The following is a 21,187-nucleotide window of genomic DNA, read 5'->3' as shown; positions in this document are numbered from 1 at the left end:
ATCCCACCGGGGCGCTGGCCCATGATGGGGGCAAGGGATGGCATTGCAAATCATCGACCGCAGGCTCGCCGGCAAGAACAAATCGGTGGGCAACCGCGAACGCTTCGTGCGCCGCTTCAAGGAGCAGATCGCAGAGGGCGTGCGCCGGGCTGTGTCGCAGCGCGACATCCGCAACATCGAGCAGGCCGAGAACATCACCATTCCGAAGAAGGACATCGGCGAGCCCGCGTTCCACCATGGCCGGGGCGGCATCCACGACCGGGTGCACCCGGGCAATGCCGAGCATGTGCGCGGCGACCGCATCCAGCGGCCCCAGGGCGGCGGGGGCGGCGGTGGCGGTTCGCAGGCCAGTGACAGCGGCGAAGGGGAGGACGATTTCACCTTCACCCTGACCAAGGAAGAGTTCATGCAGCTCTTCTTCGAGGACCTGGCACTGCCCAACCTGCTGCGCACGCACATTGGCGAGACCCCCAAGTACAAGCCGCGCCGCGCCGGCTACAGCCAGAACGGCATTCCCAACAACCTGGCGGTGCTGCGCACCATGCGCGGGGCGCTGGGCCGGCGCATCGCCCTGGGCCAGTCGGCGCACCGCGAGCTGGCGGCGCTGCAGCTGCAGCTCGAGGCCCTGGTGGACGCCGGCGGCGGCAGCGGCGAGGAGGCAGGTGCGCTGCGGCTGCGCATCGACGAGCTCAAGGCGCGCACCGGCCGCATCCCCTACCTGGACCCCATCGACCTGCGCTTTCGGGCCCGGGTGCAGGTGCCCGTGCCCAACAGCCAGGCGGTGATGTTCTGCCTGATGGACGTCTCGGGCTCCATGGACCAGGCGCGCAAGGACCTGGCCAAGCGCTTCTTCATCCTGCTGTACCTGTTCCTCACGCGGCACTACGAGAAGATCGACATCGTCTTCATCCGCCACCACACCCAGGCCGCCGAGGTCAACGAGGAGCAGTTCTTCCACTCCACCGAGAGCGGGGGCACGGTGGTCAGCAGCGCGCTGGTGCTGCTCGACCAGATCATCCGCGCGCGCTACCCCGCAGGGGACTGGAACATCTACGTGGCCCAGGCCAGCGACGGCGACAACTTCACCAACGACAGCGGCAACTGCCGCAACCTGCTGGTGGACCGCATCCTGCCGCTGGCGCGCTACTTTGCCTACGTGCAGGTGGCCCAGGAAGAGCAGAACCTGTGGGAGGAGTACAGCCAGCTGGTGCCGCTGTTTCCCCATTTCGCCATGCGCAAGGTGTCCGAGCAGGGGGATATCTACCCCGTGTTCCGCGACCTCTTCAAGAAGGAAGGGGTGCAGGTATGAACCACTCCATGGCCCAGTACCCGGTACTGGAACGCCGCATGCGCGACAACCCGTGGAAGACCGCCGTCGTCGGCGAGCGCCGCCACCGCACCGTGCCTGAGCAGCCCCTGCCCGCCGGGGCACGGCCCGCGCAGCCCCTGCCCGATCCCAGCGACTGGACCTTCGAGCTGATCGATCGCTACCACGCGGCCATCGCTGCCACCGCCGAGCGCTTCGGCCTCGACACCTACCCCAACCAGCTCGAGGTCATCACCGCCGAGCAGATGATGGACGCCTATTCCAGCGTGGGCATGCCGGTGAACTACCGCCACTGGAGCTACGGCAAGGAGTTCCTGGCCACGGAGCGGCGCTACCGGCGCGGTCACATGGGCCTGGCCTACGAGATCGTCATCAACTCCAACCCCTGCATCAGCTACCTGATGGAGGAGAACACCACCGCCATGCAGGCGCTGGTGATCGCCCATGCCGCCTACGGGCACAACAGTTTCTTCAAGGGCAACTACCTGTTCCGCATGTGGACGGATGCCTCCTCCATCATCGACTACCTGGTGTATGCCAAGGACTACGTGGCCCAGTGCGAGGAGCGCTACGGCTTCGACGAGGTGGAGCGGCTCATGGACTCCTGCCACGCGCTGGCCAACTTCGGCGTGGACCGCTACCGCCGCCCGTCCAAGAAGAACCTGGCGCGCGAGCGCCAGGAGCGCGAACAGCGCGAGTCCTATGCCCAGCAGCAGGTCAACGAGCTGTGGCGCACCCTGCCCACGCGCCCCGGCAAGGACGGTGCGGCGCAGGAGAGCAACCGCTTTCCGAAGGAGCCGCAGGAGAACATCCTGTACTTCATCGAGAAGAACGCGCCGCTGCTGGAGCCCTGGCAGCGCGAGATCGTGCGCATCGTGCGCAAGATCGCGCAGTACTTCTACCCCCAGCGCCAGAGCCAGGTCATGAACGAGGGCTGGGCCACCTTCTGGCACTACACGCTGCTGAGCACGCTCTACGACGAGGGCTACCTCAGCGACGGGGTGATGGTCGAGTGGCTGGGCTCGCACACCAACGTGATCTTCCAGCCCCCCGTGGGGCACCGCGCCTACAGCGGCATCAACCCCTACGCGCTGGGTTTTTCCATGTACCGCGACATCCAGCGCATCTGCCAGAACCCCACGCCCGAAGACAAGCGCTGGTTCCCCGACATCGCGGGGGCCCCCTGGCTGCCCACGCTCGACCATGCCATGCGCAACTTCAAGGACGAGAGCTTCGTCGGCCAGTACCTGAGCCCGCACCTGATGCGCGAGATGCGCCTGTTCGCCCTGCACGACGACGCCCGCGTGAACGAGCTGGTGGTCAGCGAGATCCACGACGAGAACGGCTACCGCAACCTGCGCCAGCTGCTGTCGCAGCAGTACGACCTGGGCACGCGCGAACCCAACATCCAGGTGTGGAACGTGAACCTGCGCGGCGACCGCAGCCTGACCCTGCGCCACACCCAGTACCAGGGGCGCCCGCTGGGCGAGGACACGCAGGAGGTGCTGCGGCACGTGGCGCGCCTGTGGGGCTTCGGCGTGCAGATCGAGAGCGTGGACGCCTACGGCAACCACCCGATGCTGCTGCACTCGGTGCCCGCGCCCACCGAATGACCGCGCACTAGGCGGCCAGCTCCTCCTCGTACCCGAACATGGACTTGGCCTCCAGGTACTCCTCGAAGCCCAGGCGCCCCCATTCGCGGCCGTTGCCCGACTGCCGGTAGCCGCCGAACGGCGCCGCGTGGTCGGCGCGTGCCCCGTTGATATGCACCATGCCGGCACGCAGGCGCCGGGCGATGCGGCGGGCATGCTCCAGGTCGGGCGCGCTCACACCGGCCGACAGGCCGTAGACCGTGTCGTTGGCGATCGCAATGGCCTCTTCCTCGCTGCCATAGGGTAGGATGCAAAGCACCGGGCCGAAGATCTCCTCGCGCGCGATGGCCAGGGTGTTGCGCACGTTGGCAAACACCGTGGGCTGCACGAAATAGCCCCGGGCCAGGCCTGCGGGCCGCGTGAGCCCGCCAGTGGCGAGCCGCGCCCCCTCGTGCAGGCCGGTGGCGATGCATTCGCGCACCTTGCCGTACTGCACGGCGTTGGCCACCGGCCCGAGCGTGGTGGCCGCGTCGCGCGGATCGCCCATGCGCAGCGACTGCGCCACGTCCACCGCGATGGCCGTGGCGGCATCGTGCAGGTGCGCGGGCACCAACAAGCGCGTGGGCGCATTGCACGACTGGCCGCTGTTGCGAAAGCACTGCAGCGCCGCCTGGCGGATCGTGGCCGGCAGGTCGACGCCGTCCACCACGATGTGGGGCGACTTGCCCCCCAGCTCCTGCGCCACGCGCTTGACGGTGTCGGCCGCCGCCTTGGCCACGGCCACGCCGGCCCGCGTGGAGCCGGTGAAGGAAACCATGTCGATGTCCGCATGCGCCGCCATGGCGGCGCCCACGCCCGGCCCGTCGCCGTTGACCAGGTTGAACACGCCCGGCGGCACCCCCGCTGCATGCAGCACCTGCGCGAACAGCAGGGCCGACAGCGGCGCCGTCTCGCTGGGCTTGAGCACCACGGTACAGCCCGCGGCCAGCGCGGGCGCCACCTTGCAGGCGATCTGGTTCATGGGCCAGTTCCAGGGCGTGATCAGGCCGCACACGCCGATCGGCTCACGCGCCACCCGGGTGCGGTTCACCACCTCGTCGAAGGCATAGTCCGCCAGCACCCGGGCCGCCTGCTTCAGGTGCGACAGGCCCGCCACCGCATGCGCCTGGCGGGCCAGCGTGATGGGGGCCCCCATCTCCAGCGAGATGGCCATGGCGATCTCGTCCATGCGGCTTTCGTAGGCGGCGATCACGGCGTGCAGCACGGCCAGGCGTTGCTCCCGGCCCTGGGCGGCCCAGGCCGGGAAGGCGCGGCGCGCGGCAACCACCGCATGGTCGAGGTCGCGTGCATCGCCCAGCGCGATGCGCGCCACGGGCTGTTCGGTGCTGGGGTCGATGACGTCCTGCGTGCGCGTGCCCAGGGCGGGTACCCAGGCGCCATCGATGTAGAAGTTGCGGTGTTCCTGCATGGTGCTCAGGCGATGGTCTGAAGCGCCGCGCGGATGCTGTCCGCTACCTCGTGGATCTGTGCCTCGCTGATCACCAGCGGGGGCGAAAGCACCAGCGTGTCGCCCGAGTTGCGGATCAGCACGCCGGCCTCGAAGCAGGCCGCATGCACGGCATTGCCGCGTGCACCGGCGGCGCCAGCGCGCGGCGCCAGGTCCACGGCACCCAGGAGGCCGATGTTGCGCACGTCCACCACGTGCGGCGCATCGCGCAGGGCGTGCAGTGCGGCCTCCCACACCGGGGCGATGGCCTGCACGCGCGCGGCCAGACCCAGTTCCTCGTGCACGTCCAGCGTGGCCAGGCCGGCCGCGCAGGCCAGCGGGTGGGCCGAGTAGGTGTAGCCGTGGAACAGCTCGATCATGCTGGCCGAGCCCTGCATGAAGGCCTCGTAGACCGCATTGCCCGCGACCACGCCGCCCATGGGCACGGCACCGTTGGTCATGCCTTTGGCGCAGCAGATCAGGTCCGGCGTGACGCCGAAGGCCTGGGTACCGAAGGCGGCGCCCACGCGCGCAAAGCCGGTGATGACCTCGTCGAAGATCAACAGGATGCCGTGCTGCGTGCACAGCTCGCGCAGGCGCTGCAGGTAGCCCACGGGCGGCGGGTACACGCCGCCCGAGCCTGTCACGGGCTCGACGATCACGGCCGCGATGGTGGCCGGGTCGTGCACCAGGAACAGCTGCTCCAGCGCATTCGCGTAGTGCGCGCCCGTGGCCGGCTGGCCGCGCGAGAAGCGCGCGTCCGCGTCGTAGGGCAGGGGCAGGTGGGCGGTGTCGGGCAGCAGCGGGCCGAAGTCGCGCTTGTGGCGCCCGATACCGGCCACCGACAGGCCGCCGAAGCCCATGCCGTGGTAGCCCTTGGCGCGGCCCACCAGCAGGGTGCGGCGCGCATCGCCGCGCGCCTGGTGGTAGGCGCGCGCGATTTTGAGGGCCGTGTCCACCGCCTCGGAGCCCGAGTTGGTGAAAAACACATGGTCCATGCCGCTAGGCGCCAGGTCGGCGATGCGCCGGGCCAGCGTGAAGGCGGCCGGGTGGCTCATCTTGAACGACGAGACGAAGTCCATGCGGCCCGCGGCCTCGCGGATCGCCTCGGTGATGCGCGGCTGGCCGTGGCCGGCGTTGCAGCACCACAGGCCGGCCATGGCGTCGAGCACCTGGCGGCCATCGTCGGTGGTGTAGTGCATGCCCTGGGCGGCGGTGAACAGCATGGGCTGCTGCTGGAACTGGCGCTGGGCGGTGAAGGGGAGCCAGAAGGCGGTGTCGTTGGGGGCGCTGGGGTGGGGGGCGGAGGTCATGGGGCTTTCGGTGAGGGCTGCAATTTCACTCATTATGTTTTTTGTTTAAACAAAAATCAATGCGCGCAGATTCCAACAACTGACGCGATCCAGCCCAGTGCCCCCGCGCAAGGGCCGCCCCGCCGCAAAGGCGGCGTTTCCAGCCCATGCGCTGGGGGCGTCCCCCTCAGGGGGAAGGCGCGTAGCGCCTCAGGGGGAAGGCGCGTAGCGCCTCAGGGGGGAGTCAGCTTCGGAGGTCGCAAACGGCTGGCCACGTCCAGATGGCGCAGCATTAGCAAGGCAGCCAGTTCCTGGTCGCCCGCCTGCATGCGGTCCAGCATCTCCAGGTGCTCGCGGCAGTTCACCTCCATGCGCTCGCGGCCGTACTTCCAGTCGTAGTTGGACAGGCGGCGCAGGCGGTTCTGGCGCTGGATGTCCATGTGGAAGAAGCGGTTGCCCGAGGCAGCGGCCACGCCCTCGTGGAAGGCCGCATTCATTTCGAAGAAGGCGATGCTCGACGACTCCTCCGACAGCGTGCGCAGAAACGCCTCGTGCTGCCGGCGCATGTCCTGCGCCCAGGCGGCAGGCAAGGCAAACCCGGGCTCGCGGATGGCCGCGGGCTCGATCACCATGCGGTAGCGGTAGCTCTCGTGGCGCACGCTGGCGTCCCAGGCGCCCGTGGCAAAGCGCCAGCCGTAGCCCAGCTTGGGCTCGATGGCGCCCAGGTCGGCCAGGCGCTCCAGCGCATTGCGGATGGCCGGGCGGCCCAGGTCATAGGCCTCCATCAGCTCCTTCTCGGAGACGTACTCGCCCAGGTTGCCATGCTGGCGGTCGTAGGCGATGCGCCTGAGCAGTTCGTCGCTGCCGTCGGCCGCCTCGCGGGCGGGCGCGGGCAGGGGCGGTACCTGCAGCAGTTCCACCCCGCGGTGCGGCTTGCGCTCGGCAAAGCCCTGCTGCGCGAGGTGGTCGAGCGCGGCGCGCACCGGCGTGCGCGAGACGCCCAGGCGCTCGGCGAGCTGGTTTTCATTGAGGCGCGCACCGGCTGCCAGGCCGTCCTCGTGGATGAGGCGGCTGATGCGGTCGGCCAGCTCCAGATGCAGGGGGGTAGAAACCATAGCTTGAAACAGTTGATGTTTTTTATTCTACAAAATACAATTCAATCCATCGATCGATGATCGCTCACTCCACCCATCGCCATGGACCAGACTTTCCCTTGGGGCGCCCAGCAGCCCATTCCTTCCTGCCCGCTGATCGAGGTGCGCGGTACGCCGCGCGAGCGTGGCCGCCAGTATGGCGAACAGGCCAAGGCGCGCATCCTGCGCGGTATCGAACATTACTCCACCCAGCTGGAGGGCAGCCAACTCGGCTGGCCCGAGATCGGCACGCTGGTGAAGACCTTCGAGCCGACCATCGAGGCCTTCGATGCCGCCTACCTGGATGAGATGCGGGGCATCGCCGAGGGGGCCGGCGTGTCGTACGAGGCCGTGGTGATGCTCAATGCGCGCACCGAGATCCTCAAGCTCGCCGACCGCCGCCGCAAGGGCCAGCCCGCGCAGATCGACCCCGATGGCTGCACCGGCGTGGTGGCCATGCCCGAAGCCACGGCCTCGGGCCGCGTGATCCATGCCCAGAACTGGGACTGGAAGGCCGAGTGTGCCGAGACCGCCGTGGTGCTGCGTGTGCTGCGCGACGATGGCCCGGACATCCTGACCTTCACCGAAGCCGGGGGGCTGGCCCGCTCGGGCATGAATTCTGCGGGCATCTCCATCACCGCCAACTACCTGGAGTCCGACCGTGACTACCGCCAGCTCGGCGTGCCGCTGGCCCTGCTGCGCCGCAAAGCGCTGGAGCAGGTGCAGCTGGCCCTGGCCATGCGCATCGTCTACTGCACGCCCAAGTCGGCGTCCAACAACGTGATGGTCTCGCACGCCACCGGCGTGGCCATCGACTTCGAGTGCGCGCCCGACGAGACCTTCCAGATCCACCCGGAGCGCGGTGTCATCGTGCATGCCAACCACTTCCAGAGCCCGATCGCGCTGGCCAAGGTCAAGGACATGGGCATCGTGAACACGCCCGACTCGCTCTACCGCGACCTGCGCGTGCGCGCGCTGGTCGCGCCGCACATCGGTGCGCTTACGCGCGAGCACATCAAGGCCGCGCTGTTCGACGACTTCCAGTCGCCCTGGTCGGTGTGCCGCCCGCCGCGCCCCAACTCCAGCAGCAACCTCTCGGCCACCGTGGCCATGGTGGTGATGGAGCCGGCCCTGGGCGAGATGGAGGTGGCCATGCTGCCCGCGCTCAGCCGCAGTTTCCAGGCCTACCGCCTGGACCTGGAGCGCCAGCTGGCGCTGGCCTGAGCGCGCCCGCCGCCCCTCCGCTCGCCTGCCCCCCCGAAGAAAGGACCCCGAGATGACTACTGCCCCCTCGCGCTGGCTGTCCAGAGGCCTGGCCCTGCTCGCCGGCTTGTGCACGTTCGGCCTGGCCCAGGCCCAGCCGCAGGCCGATACCCTGCGCATCCGCCTGAATGCCGACATCCGCTCCACCGACCCCGGCGTCAACCGCGACAACAACACCGACGCGGTGATGATGCACGTGCTCGAAGGCCTGGTGGCCTACCGCGAGGACGCCTCCGTGGCGCCGCTGCTGGCCCAGTCGGTCAGCACCTCGGCCGACGGCAAGACCTACACCTTCAAGCTGCGCCAGGGCGTGAAATTCCACAACGGCGCGCCGCTCACGGCCGATGACGTGCTCTTCGCCTGGAACCGCTACATGGTCCCGGCCAACAACTGGCGCTGCCTGGCCGAGTTCGACGGCCGCGGCCTGGCCAAGGTGCTCAAGGTGGAGGTGCCCGATGCCGCCACCGTGGTCTACACGCTGGACAAGCCCTCGGCCCTGTTCCTGGCGACGCTGGCGCGCGTGGACTGCGGCGGCACCGGCATCTACCACCGCAGCTCGCTCGAGGCCGACGGCAAGTGGCGCGAGCCCGTGGCCACCGGGCCCTACAAGCTCGGGGAGTGGAAGCGCGGCCAGTACATCGAGCTCTTGCGCAACGACGGCTATGCCGCGCTGCCCGGCCCGCGCGACGGCAACACCGGCGCCAAGATCGCCGAGACGCCCAAGGTGCGCTTCATCATCATCCCCGATGCCTCGGCCGCCAAGGCCGCGCTGTTCTCGGGCGGGATCGACCTGAATTACGACATCAACGACGAGGACATGGCCGAGTACAAGGGCCGCAAGGACGTGCTGATGGAAACCCAGGCCACCATGAACGTGCAGGGCCTGCTGTTCCAGACGCGCGACCCGCTGCTCAAGGATGCGCGCATCCGCCGCGCCATCGCGCTCGCGCTCGACATGCCCGAGCTGGTGGCCGCCGTCACCTCGGGCAATGCCCCGCCCAGCCGCTCGGTCGTGCCCACGCCCAGCGCCTTCTACAAGAAGCCGCAGGCCGCCGTGCCGCCGCGCAACCTGGCGCTGGCCAAAAAGCTGCTGGCCGAGGCCGGCTACAAGGGCGAGCCCATCAAGATCCTGGCCACCAAGCGCTACAACAGCGTGTTCAACATCGCCGTGCTGACCCAGGCCATGGTGCAGGAGGCGGGCATCAAGGCCGAGGTCGAGGTGCTCGACTGGGCCACGCTGCTCGACCGCTACACCAAGGGCAGCTACCAGGCCATGGCCTTCACCTTCTCGGCCCGGCTCGACCCGGCCCTGTCGTACGAGATGGTGACCGGCCCCAAGGACAAGCAGCCGCGCAAGGTGTGGGACGAACCCCTGGCGCACGAACTGCTGGCCAAGAGCATGGAAACCAGCGACACGGCCCAGCGCCAGGCCCTGTTCGACAGGCTCGAAGCCCGCATGCGCGAGGATGTGCCGGCGATCTTCATGTACTCGGCCGTGAACACCAGTGCCGCCCGCTCCTACGCCAAGGGCTACAAGGGCTGGGCGCTGGGTACGCCGCGGGCCTGGGGCGTGGCGCTGCGCGCCCCGTGAAGCCGATGGCCTGCTGACCGGATTCACACACCATGGGTTCCTCCTCCCCCGCCTATGTCGGCCGGCGCCTGCTGTGGACGCTGCCGACCCTGTTTCTCGTGAGCCTGATGGTCTTCGTGCTCATGCGCCTGGTGCCGGGCGATCCGGCGCTGCTCATCCTCGGTGACAGCGCCACGCCCGAGCAACTGGCCGACCTGCATGCCCAGTTCGGGCTCGACCGGCCGATCCCCGTGCAGTTCACGCTGTGGCTCGGCAAGATGCTGCAGGGCGACCTGGGCCACTCCATCACCAGCGGTGAGGCCGTGCTGCCGCTGCTGCTCGAGCGCTTCCAGGTAAGTGCCGCCATCGTGCTCGTGGCCGTGGCCCTGGCCGCGCTGCTGGCCGTGCCCGCCGGCCTGCTGGCCGCGTGGAAGCAGAACAGCGTGCTCGACACCATGGTGGTGGCCGCCGCCACGTTCTTCCTGTCCATTCCGAGCTTCTGGCTGGGCCTGCTCCTGCTGCTGTTCGTGGGCCTCAAGCTCGGCCTGGTGCCGGTGGTGGGCTACGTGCCCTTCAGCGAGGACTGGCGCTCGGCGCTGTCCTTCCTGGTGCTGCCGACCATCACGCTGGCGCTGATCGAGCTCGGCATCCTGACCCGCATGGCGCGTGCCAGCGCCGTGGAGGTGCTGCGCCTGGAGTACGTGACGCATGCGCGCGCCAAGGGCCTGTCGGAGCGGCGCGTGCTGCTGCGCCATGTGCTGCCCAATGCGTTTGCGCCCACCTGGACCATGATCGGCCTGGTGCTCGGCAACCTGCTGGGCGGCATCGCGGTGCTGGAGACGGTGTTCACCCTGCCCGGCCTGGGCCGCCTGCTGGTGGACGCGATCTTTGCGCGCGACTACCCCGTGGTGCAGGGCTGCCTGCTGTTCACGGCCGCCATCTACGTGCTCGTCAACCTCGTGGTGGACCTGTGCTATCCCCTGTTCGATCCCCGGGTGTCCGCGTCATGATGATGATCAAGCGCTTGATGAAACGTCTGCGTACCAATGCCCTGGTCGGGGGCCTGCTGGTGGCCCTGGTGGGCGCCATGGCCCTGCTGTCGGTGTTCTGGACCCCCTACAACCCCATGGGCGTGGCGCTGCGCCAGCGGCTGCAGCCGCCCTCGGGCACCTACCTGCTGGGCACCGACGAATTCGGCCGCGACATCCTCTCGCGCCTGATGGCCGGGGCCGGCACCAGCCTGGTGGTGGCCGCACTCACCGTGGCGCTGGCGCTGGTGCTGGGCGTGGTGATCGGCCTGGTGGCCGGCTACTTCCGCGGCTGGCTGGACCGGGTGCTGATGGTCTTCAACGATGCCATGCTGGCCTTCCCCGGTATCCTGCTGGCCCTGGGCGTGATGGTCATCGTGGGCGCCAACCAGTGGGGCATCATCGTCGCGCTGGGCCTGGCCTATGCACCCACGGCGGTGCGCGTGGTGCGCGGCTCGGTGCTGTCGCTGCGCGAGAAGGAGTACATCGAGGCCTCCGAGGTCATCGGCAACTCCGGCCTGCGCACGGTGTTCGCGCACATCCTGCCCAACTGCGTGGCGCCCCTGGTGGTGCTGGCCACGTCGATGTTCGGCTGGGTCATCCTGGCCGAGAGCGCGCTGAGCTTCCTGGGCCTGGGCGTGCCGCCGCCCGCGCCCACCTGGGGCAACATGCTGGCCTCGGGCCGGCCCTACATCGAGACCGCCGCCTGGCTGGGCATTGCGCCCGGTGCCTGCATCGCGCTCACGCTGCTCGGCGTGAACCTGCTGGGCGATGCGCTGCGCGACTGGCTCGACCCGCGCATGGAGCACCGCTGATGCGGCCATCGTCCTACCCCTTGGCGGAAAGAACCGACATGACGACCGAGAAGAACCCGTTGCCGCTCTTGTCCGTGCGTGAGCTCACGGTGCACGGCCCCCACGCCCGTCCGCTGCTGGACGCCGTCTCCTTCGACGTGCCCGCCGGTGGCGTGGTGGCCCTGGTGGGCGAGTCGGGCAGCGGCAAGACCATGGCCGGGCGTGCCGTGATGGGCCTGCTGCCGCCCCAGGTGCGCCAGAGCGGCGGCAGCGTGCTACTGCAGGGCCGCGACGTGGGCACGCTGTCGGCGCAGTCGCTGCGCGCTTTGCGCGGCTGCGACGTGGGCATGGTGTTCCAGGAGCCCATGGTCTCGCTGAACCCCGCGATGACCATTGCCGAGCAGCTCTTCGAGGGCCTGCGCCTGCACGAGAAGGTGAGCACGGCCCAGGCGCGCGAGCGCGCCATCGCCATGCTGCGCCGCGTGCAGATCGCCGACCCCGAGCGCTGCCTGGCCGCCTACCCGCACCAGTTCTCGGGCGGCATGCGCCAGCGCATCATGCTGGCCTCGGTCATGCTGCTCAAGCCACGCCTGTTGATCGCCGACGAGCCCACCACGGCGCTCGATTCGCTGAGCCAGCGCGAGGTGATGGAGATCATGGCCGAGCTCACGCGCACCGAGGGCACGGCGGTGCTGTTGATCACGCACGACCTGGGGCTGGTGGCGCGCTACGCGCAGTCGGTGGTGGTGCTCGAAAAGGGCCGGCTGGTCGAGGCCGGCGCGGTGCGCAGTGTGCTTACTGCGCCGCGCCAGGCCTATACCCGAAGCCTCATCGAGGCACTGCCCCAGCGCAGCGCCCAGCGCCCGGCGCGCCCCGTGCAGGCGCCGCTGATCGAGGCCCGGGACGTGCACGTGAGCTTTCCCGGCGCGCGCCAGGGTTGGCTGTCCAAGCCCGCTCCCAAGCTGGCGGTGCGCGGGGTGTCGCTGGCCATCCAGCCGGGCGAGGTGGTGGCCGTGGTGGGGGGCTCGGGCTCGGGCAAGACCACGCTGGGCCGCGCCATGATCGGCCTGTTGCCCGTGGCGGGCGGCGACGTGTGCTTTCGCGGCACCTCGCTGGGCCAGGCCGATGCCGCCGGGCGGCGCGAGTTCCGACTGGCCTGCCAGCTGGTGTTCCAGGACCCGTACTCTTCGCTCGACCCGCGCCAGCGCGTGCGCGACATCGTCGCCGAGCCGCTGCGCCACGGCCCGCCGCTCACGCGCGATGCCCTGCAGGCCACGGTGGATGCCATGCTGGCCGAGGTGGGCCTGGCCGGCTTTGGCGAGCGCTACCCGCATGCCCTGTCGGGCGGCCAGCGCCAGCGCGTGGCGATTGCGCGCGCCCTGGTGCGCAAGCCCGCCTTCGTGGTGGCCGACGAGCCCGTCTCGGCCCTGGACATGACGATCCAGAAGCAGGTGCTGGAGCTGCTCAGGCGCCTGCAGGCCGAGCGCGGCTTCGGCTGCCTGTTCATCTCGCACAACCTGGCCGTGGTGTCCGAGATCGCCGATCGCATCATCGTGATGGAGAACGGCCGCATCGTCGAACAGGGCAGCGTGGCCGACATCTTCGACCGGCCGCAGCAGCCCTATACGCGCGCGCTGCTCGAAGCCGCCACCACCAGCGACCTGCTGGCGGAGCTGGACGCTGCGTAGCTACCGGCCTGTGCAGCAATGCAAAAGGCGCCGTCCGAAAGGGTGGCGCCTTTTCCTTTTGCGGCGGGGCCGGCTTCAGCCCTTGGCGAATTCCGGCCGGTCGTTGCTCTGGGGCTTGAGCGGCTCGGCCGCCTTGCCCTCGGCGCGCTCCTTGCGCCACTGCTCCTTGCGGGCCGTCCATTCCTTCAGGCGCGCATGGGCCACGGTGCTGTCCTTTTCCATGGCCTGCGCATCGGCGAGCTGCGCGGTCAGCTCCAGGCGGATGCCGTTGGGGTCGAAGAAGTAGATGCTCTTGAAGATGTGGTGGTCGGTCACGCCCAGCACCTCGATGCCGAAGGCTTCCAGGCGCGCCTTGGTGTTTTCCAGTTCCTGCACCGTGTCCACGCGGAACGAGATGTGGTTGACCCACAGCGGCGTGTTGGGCGAGGGCTCGGCCTTCACGTCGTCGCCCAGGTCGAAGAAGGCGATGAAGGAGCCGTCCTTCAGGCGAAAGAAGAAATGCGTGTAGGGGCAGTACTCGCCCGTGCTGGGCACGTAGTCGCTCTGGATGATGTGGTACAGCGGCAGGCCCAGGATGTCTTCGTAGAACTGGCGGGTTTCCTCGGCGTCGCGCGCCTTGTAGGCGTAGTGGTGCAACTGCTGGACGGCAGCAGGTGCAGGCAGGCTGGCGAGGTCGGGCTTCAGAACGGCATTCATGCGTTGTCTCCTTGGTCGGTGGTGAAATTCTACTATTCGTAATTGATTTACGTAAAGAGAATTTTGAAGGCGTGGGTATTTGCGGTACATTGCGCTCCTCGCCAAACCACCCGAGGTGTCTTCACCGATGCGCCTGTAAGCCCGCTTTCACGCTGTTCCGCCCTGGCCTTGGCACAGGTGCGGTTGTGTGGTGACCGTGGAGTCCTTCAGGCATGGCGACGACCAACGATTTTTCGGGCCCCCGCGCCCGTGGCGGCAGCAGGGCTGCCGCCGCTTCTTCCTTTTCTTCCTTTTCCCCGCTCCAGTTCCAGGACGTCATCTGGGTGCTGCCCGATGGCCAGCCGCTGTGGAACGCCCCGTTGACGCTGGCCCTGGGCGCCGGCACCGCGGGCATCGTGGGCGCCAACGGCGTGGGCAAGAGCGTGTTCCTGCAACTGCTGCTGGGCCGGCTGCAGCCCACTGCCGGCACGGTGCTGCACAGCGCACGCCTGCATGCCGTGGCGCAGGAGGTGCAGGGCGGCCCCGGCAGCACCGTGGCCGACCTGGCGGGCCTGGCACCCGTGCTGCGCGCGCTGGAGCGCCTGGAGGCGGGCCAGGGCAGGCCCGAGGACCTGCTGCAGGCCGATGGCCAGTGGGACCTGCCCGCGCGCTGGCAGCGCGCCCTGCAGGCGCTGGGCCTGGGGCACCTGCCAGGCGACGGCGACGCGGCCCGCCTGAGCGGCGGCGAGCGCATGCGCGTGGCGCTGGCCGGGGCCTTTGTCTCGGACGCCCAGGTGCTGGTGCTCGACGAACCCACCAACCACCTGGACCGCCGTGCACGGCGCTGGCTGCTGGACCAACTGGCCGCACGCCAGGACGGTGCGGTCGTGGCCAGCCATGACCGGGAACTGCTGGGCGTGGTGGATGCCATCGTGGAACTGGCGCCCGCCGGGCTGCGGCGCTACGGAGGGAACTGGGCCTTGTATGCGGCGCAGCGGGACCAGGAGCGGGCCGCAGTGCAGGCGGCGCTCGACCATGCACGCACCGAGCGCGAGCGGGGCCGCAAGGCGCTGCAGCGTGACCACGAAGCGCAGCAGCGCCGCGCCGCGCAGGGGCGCCGGGTGGGGCGCACGGCCAACCTCGCGCCCATCCTGCTGGGCCGCATGAAGAACAGTGCCGAAGCCCATGCCGGGCGCGAGCACGAGCGCCAGCAGGAGGCGCGCGACCAGCTGGATGCGACCGTGCGCGAGGCCGTGCGGCAGGCCCCGGCCCCCACCCCCGTGGCGCTGGCCCTGCCGCAGAGCACGGTGCCCGCCGGCAAGCAGGTGCTGGCGCTGGAGCAGGTGCGCGCGCCGTTCGCACCGCCCACGCTGGCGCCCATCGACGGCGCATGGCACGGCCCGGTGCGCATTGCCATCACCGGCCCCAATGGCTGCGGCAAAAGCACCCTGCTGCGCCTGGTGGCCGGGCAGGTGGCACCTGCCTCGGGCCGGGTGGTGCGCGGCGTGCGCGCGGCCTGGCTGGACCAGCACAACGCGCAGTTGCTGCCGCCGCACGCGAGCGTGCTGCAGCGCCTGGCCGAACTGGGCTCGCCCCTGCCCGAGGCCACCTTGCGCACGCGCCTGGCGCAGCTGGGGCTGGATGCCGACCGCGTGCAGCGGCCCGCGGGCGTGCTCAGCGGCGGCGAGCGCACCAAGGCCGCGCTGGCCTGCGCGCTGTGGGGCGGCGAGCCGGCGCAGATGCTGCTGCTGGACGAGCCCACCAACCACCTGGACCTGGCCTCGGTGGAGGCCTTGCAGGCAGCGCTGCAGGGTTTCACGGGAGCCCTGCTGGTGGTCTCGCACGACCTGCATTTCCTGTCGGCGCTGGCGCCCACGCATGTCTGGGCATGGCATGCCGAAGGCTGGCGGCCCGATGCCCGCCTGGTATGAAAAAAGCCACCCGGGGCCGTGCCGCGGGTGGCTTGTGCGGACCGGAAGGCCCGTGGTGGATTACTGCTTGATGGCTTCGATCTGCACCACCAGGCGCACGTTCTTGGGGAAGCCGTACTGCACGCCGTAGTCCAGGCCCCACTGGGTGCGGTCGATGGTGGCTTCGAAGTCGCCGCCGCAGACTTCGCGCTTGAGCATGGGGCTCTGGTAGCAGGTGAACTGCGTGGCCTTCAGGGTCACGGGGTTGGTCTTGTCCAGCAGCGTCAGCTGGCCGCTCACTTCGCTGACCTTGTCGCCGTTGAAGGTGAACTTGTCGGAGACGAACTTGATGGTGGGGTACTTGGCGGCGTTGAAGATGTCAGCGCTTTGCAGGTGCTTGTCGAAGGGCGGCGTGCCCGAGTTGATGGAGGTGGTGTCCACGGTGATCTCCACCTTGCCGGTCTTGCCGGCGCGGTCGAACTGCACGGTGCCTTCCTTCTTGTCGAAGCGGCCGCGGTTGGTCGTGGCGCCGAAGTGGCCGATCTCGAAGGTCACGAAGGTGTGCGTCGGATCGATGGCGTATGCGGCGCTCTGGGCCTGGGCTGCGCCCGTGGACAGAACGGCGGCTGCGGCCAGGGCGAGCAGGGCGAACGAAGACTTGCGCATGTAAACAACTCCTGAAAAAGGAAGGGTCAAGGGAAAGGGAACGCGAAGGGAAAGGAAAGGGTGCGGTGATCAGAGCTTGGCCACGCCGGTCAGCGCGAGCTTGAACTTGACGGTCACGTCGTCGGCCACCATGGAGGTGTCGGCCCACTCGTTCTCGCCGATCTTGAAGGCCAGGCGCTTGATCGGCAGGGTGCCGGTGGCCGTGGTGGTGGCGCCGCTCTGGGCCAGCGTCACGGGCACGACCACGTTCTGCGCATTGCCCTTGATGGTGAGCTTGCCGGCCACTTCGAACTTGCCGCCGCCCAGCGCCTTGATGGTGGTGGATTCGAACGCGGCCTGCGGGAACTTGGGCACGTTGAACCAGGTGGCCTTGGGCAGCTCGGCGTCGGTCTCGCGCGAGCCCAGCGTGGCGCTGCCGGTGTCCACGGTGAAGCTGATCTTGCTGGTGTCGGGCTTGGCCGGATCGAACGCCACCTTGGCATCGAACTTCTTGAAATGGCCCTCGAGCGGCACGCCCATCTGGCGCGCGGTGAACTGCACCTCGCTCTGCGCGGGAACCAGTTGCTGCTGTGCGAAGGCGGACGGCGCGGCCAGCACGGCGGCGCCCAGCACGAGGCTCGAGACGAAGGAAGATGCTTGCATGGAGGCTCCTGAAAAATCGGTGCGAAAGAACGGGGAAGGGGGGAGGGAGGGCTCAGCGCGGGCCGGGCAGCATGCGGCCGATCAGGCCGTCGCGGTCGATGAATTGGTGCTTGAGCGCGGCAGCCACGTGCAGCACCACCAGGGCGGCCATGGTGCAGGCGGTGTACAGGTGCCAGGGCTTGATGGCCTCGGCCAGTTCCTTGTTCACGGGCACGAAGTCGGGCAGTTGCCACAGGCCCAGGAAGACGATGGGAAAGCCCGCCGCCGAGCTGTAGGCCCAGCCGATCAGCGGCACGGCCAGGAACAGCAGGTACAGCAGGCCGTGCGTGGCGTGGTGCGCCAGGGCCTGCCAGCGCGGCATGGCCTGGACCATGGCGGTCGGCAGGGCCGGCGGCCGGTGCGTCGCGCGCCACAGGATGCGCAGCACGGACAGCGTGAGGATGGTGACCCCGGCCCATTTGTGCCAGTTGTAGAGTTTGAGACGCGCTGGCGAGAAGGGCAGGCTGGTCATGTACAGGCCGACGCAGAAGGCGCCGATCAGGGCCAGGCCCAGCACCCAGTGCATCAGCATGGCGGTGCGGGTGTAGCGGGCCGGTCGACTGGCGGAGGGCGGCGTGGAGTGGGGCATCGTGGTGGGATCGGCAGTGGGGTGGCGGGCAGGGGTAGGCAGCAGGCGGTGGGAGCAGGTTTTTCGGGCTGGCGCATCCGTCGCTGCCCCGCACGCCGCACCCTGTGCCGTGCGCACAAGGCTCCGCGATGAGCGCAGTGTAGGAAGCTGCCAGCGCGTTCGGCTTCAGCAGGATTGATGCTTCAGTTCAAAAAAACTGAATTGACAGGGGGTTTGCGCTCAAAGTTCCCTCTTGTTTGCCAAAAGGTGGGCGCTGAGGGATGGCCGGTAGATGGCCGGGGGATGGGCGGGCACCCTCGCCTGCCCGGTCAGCGCGCGAGCGCGGCTTTTTTCCAGGCCTCGGCGGCGGCGGGCTCGTCGCCCCGCTGCTCGGCCAGTTCCGCCAGGTGGCGCCAGGCGCTGGCGCGCAGGCTGGCGTCGGACAGCTGGTGGGCCGCCTGGGTCAGCAGCTGCTGGGCCTTGCCCCAGAGCTGGCGCTTGAGGCAGGCCATGCCGGCCAGGTACTGCAGGCGCGCATCGCGCGGGTTGGCCTGCTGGGCGGCTTCGATGCGGGCCAGCCAGGCGGCGTCCACGGCGTCCAGGCCCGACTCGAGCGCGCGCACCAGCTTCAGGGCATGGTGTTCGGCCAGCGCGTCGGGCAGTTCCACCATGCGTTCCCATACCGGCTGTAGCCAGGCGCGCACCTGGCCGGCATCGCCGCCCAGGGCGGCCATGCGCTGCGCGGCCTGGATGGCCAGCTCGGGCATGTTGCGCTCGGCGGTTTCCAGGTCGTCCCAGACGCGGCGCAGCTGGGCTGTGTCATGGGCGCTGTGGATGAGTTCGGTGGCCAGGCCGCGCACGATGCTCTGCGCTGCCGTGGGTGAGAAGGCGCGGTGCTTGGCCAGCAGGCGGGCCGTGTCCAGCGCCTCCTGGGTGCGGCGGGCCAGCCGCGTGGCCTTGAGCTTGATGCGCAGCGCCAGGGTGCGGCGTGCGGCGCCCTGGGGCAGGGAGGCCAGCCATTCGAGGGCGGCATCGGCGTCGCGGTCGTCCAGCGTCCAGCGCGCGGCGCGCATCTGGGCGCCCTCGCGCAGCTCCTGCTCCAGCGCGGTGCCGCGTGCGGGCGCGTCTTCGAGCGCGCGCTGCAGGTGGCTGTCGCGCGTGGCGGTGTCCTGCAGGGCATGGGAGCCTTCGGCCGCCACCAGGTGGGCCAGCGAGCGCAGCTGGTGGCTGTGCGGCACCGACTCGCCCGCAGCGGCCAGCGCATTTTCCTGGGCCAGTGCGGCCACGGCCGCCTTGCGCGAACGGATGAAGCGCCCGCCCAGCAGGTGCGTCATGGCGTCGAGCAGCGCGCTGTGCATGGCGCGCTCCTTTTGCTGCACGCGCCAGCGGCGCGCCTGGTGCGGCAGCTCCAGCAGGGCCGCCAGGGCCCGCAGGGCGGCATGCACGGTGACGAAGCCGCCCACGAGCAGCAGCACCACCATGTTCAGCGACAGGTCGACCCGGTACGGGGGCCAGTAGAGTGTGACGGTGCCCTGGTTGTTGCCCGCAAACAGCGCAGCCGCGACGGCCACGCCAAACAACGCCAGGAGCCAGAGTGCTGCGCGCATGCGTGCTGCCCTCTTTCAGCGCCCCGCCGCGGCCGTGGCCAGGGCGGAGAGTGTTTCATCCGGGCGCGGCAGTTCGGCGGCCTTCATGCCGGCCTGTGCCTGCTGCAGCACCGTGGCGGCCGTCTGCGTGCGGCGCGAGGCCGGGTCGAAATACTTGTTGACGGCGGCGGTGGCTGCGGCGAGGTCGGCGCGGGCCGAGTCGAACTGCCGCGCCAGCACACCCAGGCGCGCATTGAGCAGCTTGAGCTTGAGGTTCTCGCGCAGGAAGAAGGTCTGCTCGGGTGCCAGCAGGATGGCCTCGGGCTGGTCCACCCGGCTCACGCGCACCAGGTTGCGGGCCTCGTCGCGCACCACCTCCCAGCTGCGCTGCAGCGTGGCCTGCCACCAGGGCGTGTCCGCACTGGGTGCGGCGCCGGCAGGGGCCGAGGCGATCAGGCGCCGGCTGGCTGCGGCCTGGGCCACGGCGTTGAGCACGGGCAGCTCGTCCACCTGGCGCACCAGATCGTCCAGGCGCGCCAGCAGGCCGGCGGTGTCGGTCACCTGGGCACGGTTGATGCGCTCGATGTCCCGGCCGATGGCGCGCTGCACGGGCGCCAGGCGTGGCTGGGCGGCGCGCTCGATGCGCTGGTCGGCGGTCTTGAGCGCTGCCAGCAGCGGGTCCAGGCTGCCCGTGAGCTGGGCCTGCTGCTGCGCCAGGCGGATGGCGGATTCGATGTCCACCACCAGGTTTTCGTCGCGCGAGCGCGACAGGCTCTGCATCAATTCCTCAAGCTGGCTGCGCTGCAGGGCCACTTCGCTCACGCGGGCTTCGGCCACGGAGAGGCGGGCGGCGGTCTCGCGCACCAGCTCTTCGGCCTGGCGGGCCATGGTGCGCGCCTCGATCGCCAGGGCGCCCGAGTCGGCTGACTGGCGCGCCAGCTGCTCCTGGATCACGCTCAGCTTTTGCCACAGCAGCCCGCTGCTGGCCACGGCCGCCACGGCCAGCACGCCCGCCAGCAGGGTGGGCAGGCTGCTGCCGCGCACCACCACCGCAGGCGGTTGCGCAGCGGCTGCGGCGGGGGTGGAGGGGGCTGCAGTGGGCAGGTCGTGGGGTGGCGCGGAACTCATGGGGCCGATTCTATCGAGGCCACCACGTCTTCCAGCGCCGGACGACACTCCCTTACATGGCCAAAGCCCATGGCGCGCGCGGTCTGGGCGATGCGCGGGTGCGTGGCCAGGGCCCGTGCCGGTGCAAAGGACCGGCCGGGCAGGGCCTCGGCCAGGTGGGCCACGGCCTCGGAGCTGCTCAGCAGCCACAGCGAGCCGTCCTGGAGGGCGGCCTCTGCCAGCGCTGCCTGGTCAGGGGTGAACCGGGGGGCTGCGCGCTCGTAGGCCACGGCCCAGTCCACCTGGCCGCCCGCGGCCTGCACCTGGCGCGCCAGCCAGTCGCGGCCCGAACCCTCGGACGACTCATGCACCCCGGCCGAGCGGCCGCGCACGATGAGCACGCGGTCGCCAGACCGCACCTGGGCGCCCACCTGCTGCCAGAGCGATTCGGAGTCGAACTGCGGGGCATCGGCAGCGGGGCCATCGATGGCCGCGGGCGGTAGGCCCAACTGCTCCAATGCGCGCGCCGTGCCCGGGCCGGGGGCCCAGGCGCGGGTGCCGGCCGGCAGGGGCGGGGCGCCATGCAGGAAATGCAGCGCTGCATTGCTGCTCACGAACATCAGTGCGCGGTAGCCGGGCGCCTGGGCAAGGCGCTGGCGCGCAGCGGCCATGGCCTGCTGGGCCGAGGGGTCGGTACAGGGGCCGATGGCGATCAGCGGCAGGGCCGTGGCGGCCAATCCGCGCGCGGTGAGCTCTGCCACCCACTGTGCCGCCTCGCGCTCGGGGCGCGTGACGATCACCCGGGGCGCTGTGGAGGGCAT

Annotated in this window: 18 protein-coding genes and 1 pseudogene; 9 read left to right on the top strand and 10 right to left on the bottom strand. The window is 69.7% G+C overall.

Annotated elements, in window-relative coordinates; translation table 11 throughout:
- Window positions 1-37 precede the first annotated feature (37 nt).
- Both AC07PA_RS10020 and AC07PA_RS10015 read left to right on the top strand, forming a co-directional pair.
- Window positions 38-1,309 (top strand): YeaH/YhbH family protein, encoded by a 1,272-nt coding sequence (locus tag AC07PA_RS10020; RefSeq protein ID WP_494605007.1) that lies wholly within the window; start codon window positions 38-40, stop codon window positions 1,307-1,309.
- A gap of 38 nt (window positions 1,310-1,347) precedes the next feature.
- The gene (locus AC07PA_RS10015) at window positions 1,348-2,940 is read left to right on the top strand and encodes a SpoVR family protein (protein WP_494605270.1); all 1,593 of its coding nucleotides are present in this window, start codon (window positions 1,348-1,350) and stop codon (window positions 2,938-2,940) included.
- A gap of 7 nt (window positions 2,941-2,947) precedes the next feature.
- Here AC07PA_RS10015 and AC07PA_RS10010 read toward each other — a convergent pair whose 3' ends face one another.
- The 3 genes from AC07PA_RS10010 to AC07PA_RS10000 form a co-directional block, all read right to left on the bottom strand.
- On the bottom strand, window positions 2,948-4,387 hold the full coding sequence (locus AC07PA_RS10010) for an aldehyde dehydrogenase family protein (protein ID WP_494605005.1): 1,440 nt from the start codon (window positions 4,385-4,387) through the stop codon (window positions 2,948-2,950).
- Between the two features lie 5 nt (window positions 4,388-4,392).
- Complete coding sequence (gene aptA / locus AC07PA_RS10005; protein WP_494605003.1) at window positions 4,393-5,718, bottom strand: omega-aminotransferase AptA; 1,326 nt, start codon at window positions 5,716-5,718, stop codon at window positions 4,393-4,395.
- 212 nt (window positions 5,719-5,930) lie between these two features.
- Window positions 5,931-6,812: a GntR family transcriptional regulator gene (locus tag AC07PA_RS10000; RefSeq protein WP_494605001.1), complete on the bottom strand. Its 882-nt coding sequence runs from the start codon at window positions 6,810-6,812 to the stop codon at window positions 5,931-5,933.
- 81 nt (window positions 6,813-6,893) lie between these two features.
- Here AC07PA_RS10000 and AC07PA_RS09995 point away from each other — a divergent pair, with 81 nt between their 5' ends.
- Genes AC07PA_RS09995 through AC07PA_RS09975 form a run of 5 tightly spaced genes read left to right on the top strand, consistent with a single transcriptional unit; the run spans window position 6,894 to window position 13,173 of the window.
- On the top strand, window positions 6,894-8,054 hold the full coding sequence (locus tag AC07PA_RS09995) for a C45 family autoproteolytic acyltransferase/hydrolase (protein WP_494604999.1): 1,161 nt from the start codon (window positions 6,894-6,896) through the stop codon (window positions 8,052-8,054).
- A gap of 52 nt (window positions 8,055-8,106) precedes the next feature.
- Window positions 8,107-9,684 carry an ABC transporter substrate-binding protein gene (locus tag AC07PA_RS09990; RefSeq protein WP_494604997.1) on the top strand — a complete coding sequence of 526 codons (1,578 nt, stop codon included), beginning with the start codon at window positions 8,107-8,109 and terminating at the stop codon, window positions 9,682-9,684.
- Between the two features lie 32 nt (window positions 9,685-9,716).
- Entirely contained in the window at window positions 9,717-10,673 is a 957-nt protein-coding gene (locus tag AC07PA_RS09985) for an ABC transporter permease (protein WP_494604995.1), read from the top strand.
- 17 nt (window positions 10,674-10,690) lie between these two features.
- Complete coding sequence (locus tag AC07PA_RS09980; protein WP_035205771.1) at window positions 10,691-11,506, top strand: ABC transporter permease; 816 nt, start codon at window positions 10,691-10,693, stop codon at window positions 11,504-11,506.
- A gap of 38 nt (window positions 11,507-11,544) precedes the next feature.
- Entirely contained in the window at window positions 11,545-13,173 is a 1,629-nt protein-coding gene (locus tag AC07PA_RS09975; protein WP_494604993.1) for a dipeptide ABC transporter ATP-binding protein, read from the top strand.
- 75 nt (window positions 13,174-13,248) lie between these two features.
- Here AC07PA_RS09975 and AC07PA_RS09970 read toward each other — a convergent pair whose 3' ends face one another.
- Window positions 13,249-13,869, bottom strand: coding sequence for a VOC family protein (locus tag AC07PA_RS09970; protein WP_007858971.1), 621 nt, complete (start codon window positions 13,867-13,869; stop codon window positions 13,249-13,251).
- Between the two features lie 212 nt (window positions 13,870-14,081).
- On the opposite strand from AC07PA_RS09970, the pseudogene AC07PA_RS09965 reads away from it, so the two are divergent.
- Together AC07PA_RS09965 and AC07PA_RS09960 are read left to right on the top strand one after the other, a co-directional pair.
- Window positions 14,082-14,679, top strand: a pseudogene (locus AC07PA_RS09965) (ATP-binding cassette domain-containing protein); the annotation flags it as partial.
- A gap of 332 nt (window positions 14,680-15,011) precedes the next feature.
- On the top strand, window positions 15,012-15,779 hold the full coding sequence (locus AC07PA_RS09960) for an ATP-binding cassette domain-containing protein (RefSeq protein ID WP_494605268.1): 768 nt from the start codon (window positions 15,012-15,014) through the stop codon (window positions 15,777-15,779).
- A gap of 60 nt (window positions 15,780-15,839) precedes the next feature.
- Here AC07PA_RS09960 and AC07PA_RS09955 read toward each other — a convergent pair whose 3' ends face one another.
- The 6 genes from AC07PA_RS09955 to AC07PA_RS09930 form a co-directional block, all read right to left on the bottom strand.
- Window positions 15,840-16,424, bottom strand: a complete 585-nt coding sequence (locus AC07PA_RS09955) for a YceI family protein (RefSeq protein WP_145695287.1) — start codon at window positions 16,422-16,424, stop codon at window positions 15,840-15,842.
- 69 nt (window positions 16,425-16,493) lie between these two features.
- The gene (locus AC07PA_RS09950) at window positions 16,494-17,066 is read right to left on the bottom strand and encodes a YceI family protein (protein ID WP_007858965.1); all 573 of its coding nucleotides are present in this window, start codon (window positions 17,064-17,066) and stop codon (window positions 16,494-16,496) included.
- Window positions 17,067-17,118: 52 nt separating this feature from the next.
- Window positions 17,119-17,694 carry a cytochrome b gene (locus AC07PA_RS09945; protein WP_494604990.1) on the bottom strand — a complete coding sequence of 192 codons (576 nt, stop codon included), beginning with the start codon at window positions 17,692-17,694 and terminating at the stop codon, window positions 17,119-17,121.
- A 308-nt stretch (window positions 17,695-18,002) separates the two neighbouring features.
- Entirely contained in the window at window positions 18,003-19,280 is a 1,278-nt protein-coding gene (locus AC07PA_RS09940) for a heme biosynthesis HemY N-terminal domain-containing protein (RefSeq protein WP_007858961.1), read from the bottom strand.
- A gap of 15 nt (window positions 19,281-19,295) precedes the next feature.
- Complete coding sequence (locus tag AC07PA_RS09935; protein WP_007858959.1) at window positions 19,296-20,387, bottom strand: uroporphyrinogen-III C-methyltransferase; 1,092 nt, start codon at window positions 20,385-20,387, stop codon at window positions 19,296-19,298.
- A complete protein-coding gene (locus tag AC07PA_RS09930) occupies window positions 20,384-21,187 on the bottom strand; it encodes a uroporphyrinogen-III synthase (protein WP_494604988.1) in 804 nt (267 codons plus the stop codon). The genes AC07PA_RS09935 and AC07PA_RS09930 overlap by 4 nt, the downstream gene beginning before the upstream one ends.

The sequence above is a fragment of the Acidovorax sp. GW821-FHT09B03 genome, from assembly GCF_059418305.1.
The sequence above is the reverse complement of the archived record's forward strand: the minus strand, read 5'-3'. Positions and strand labels throughout refer to the sequence as shown.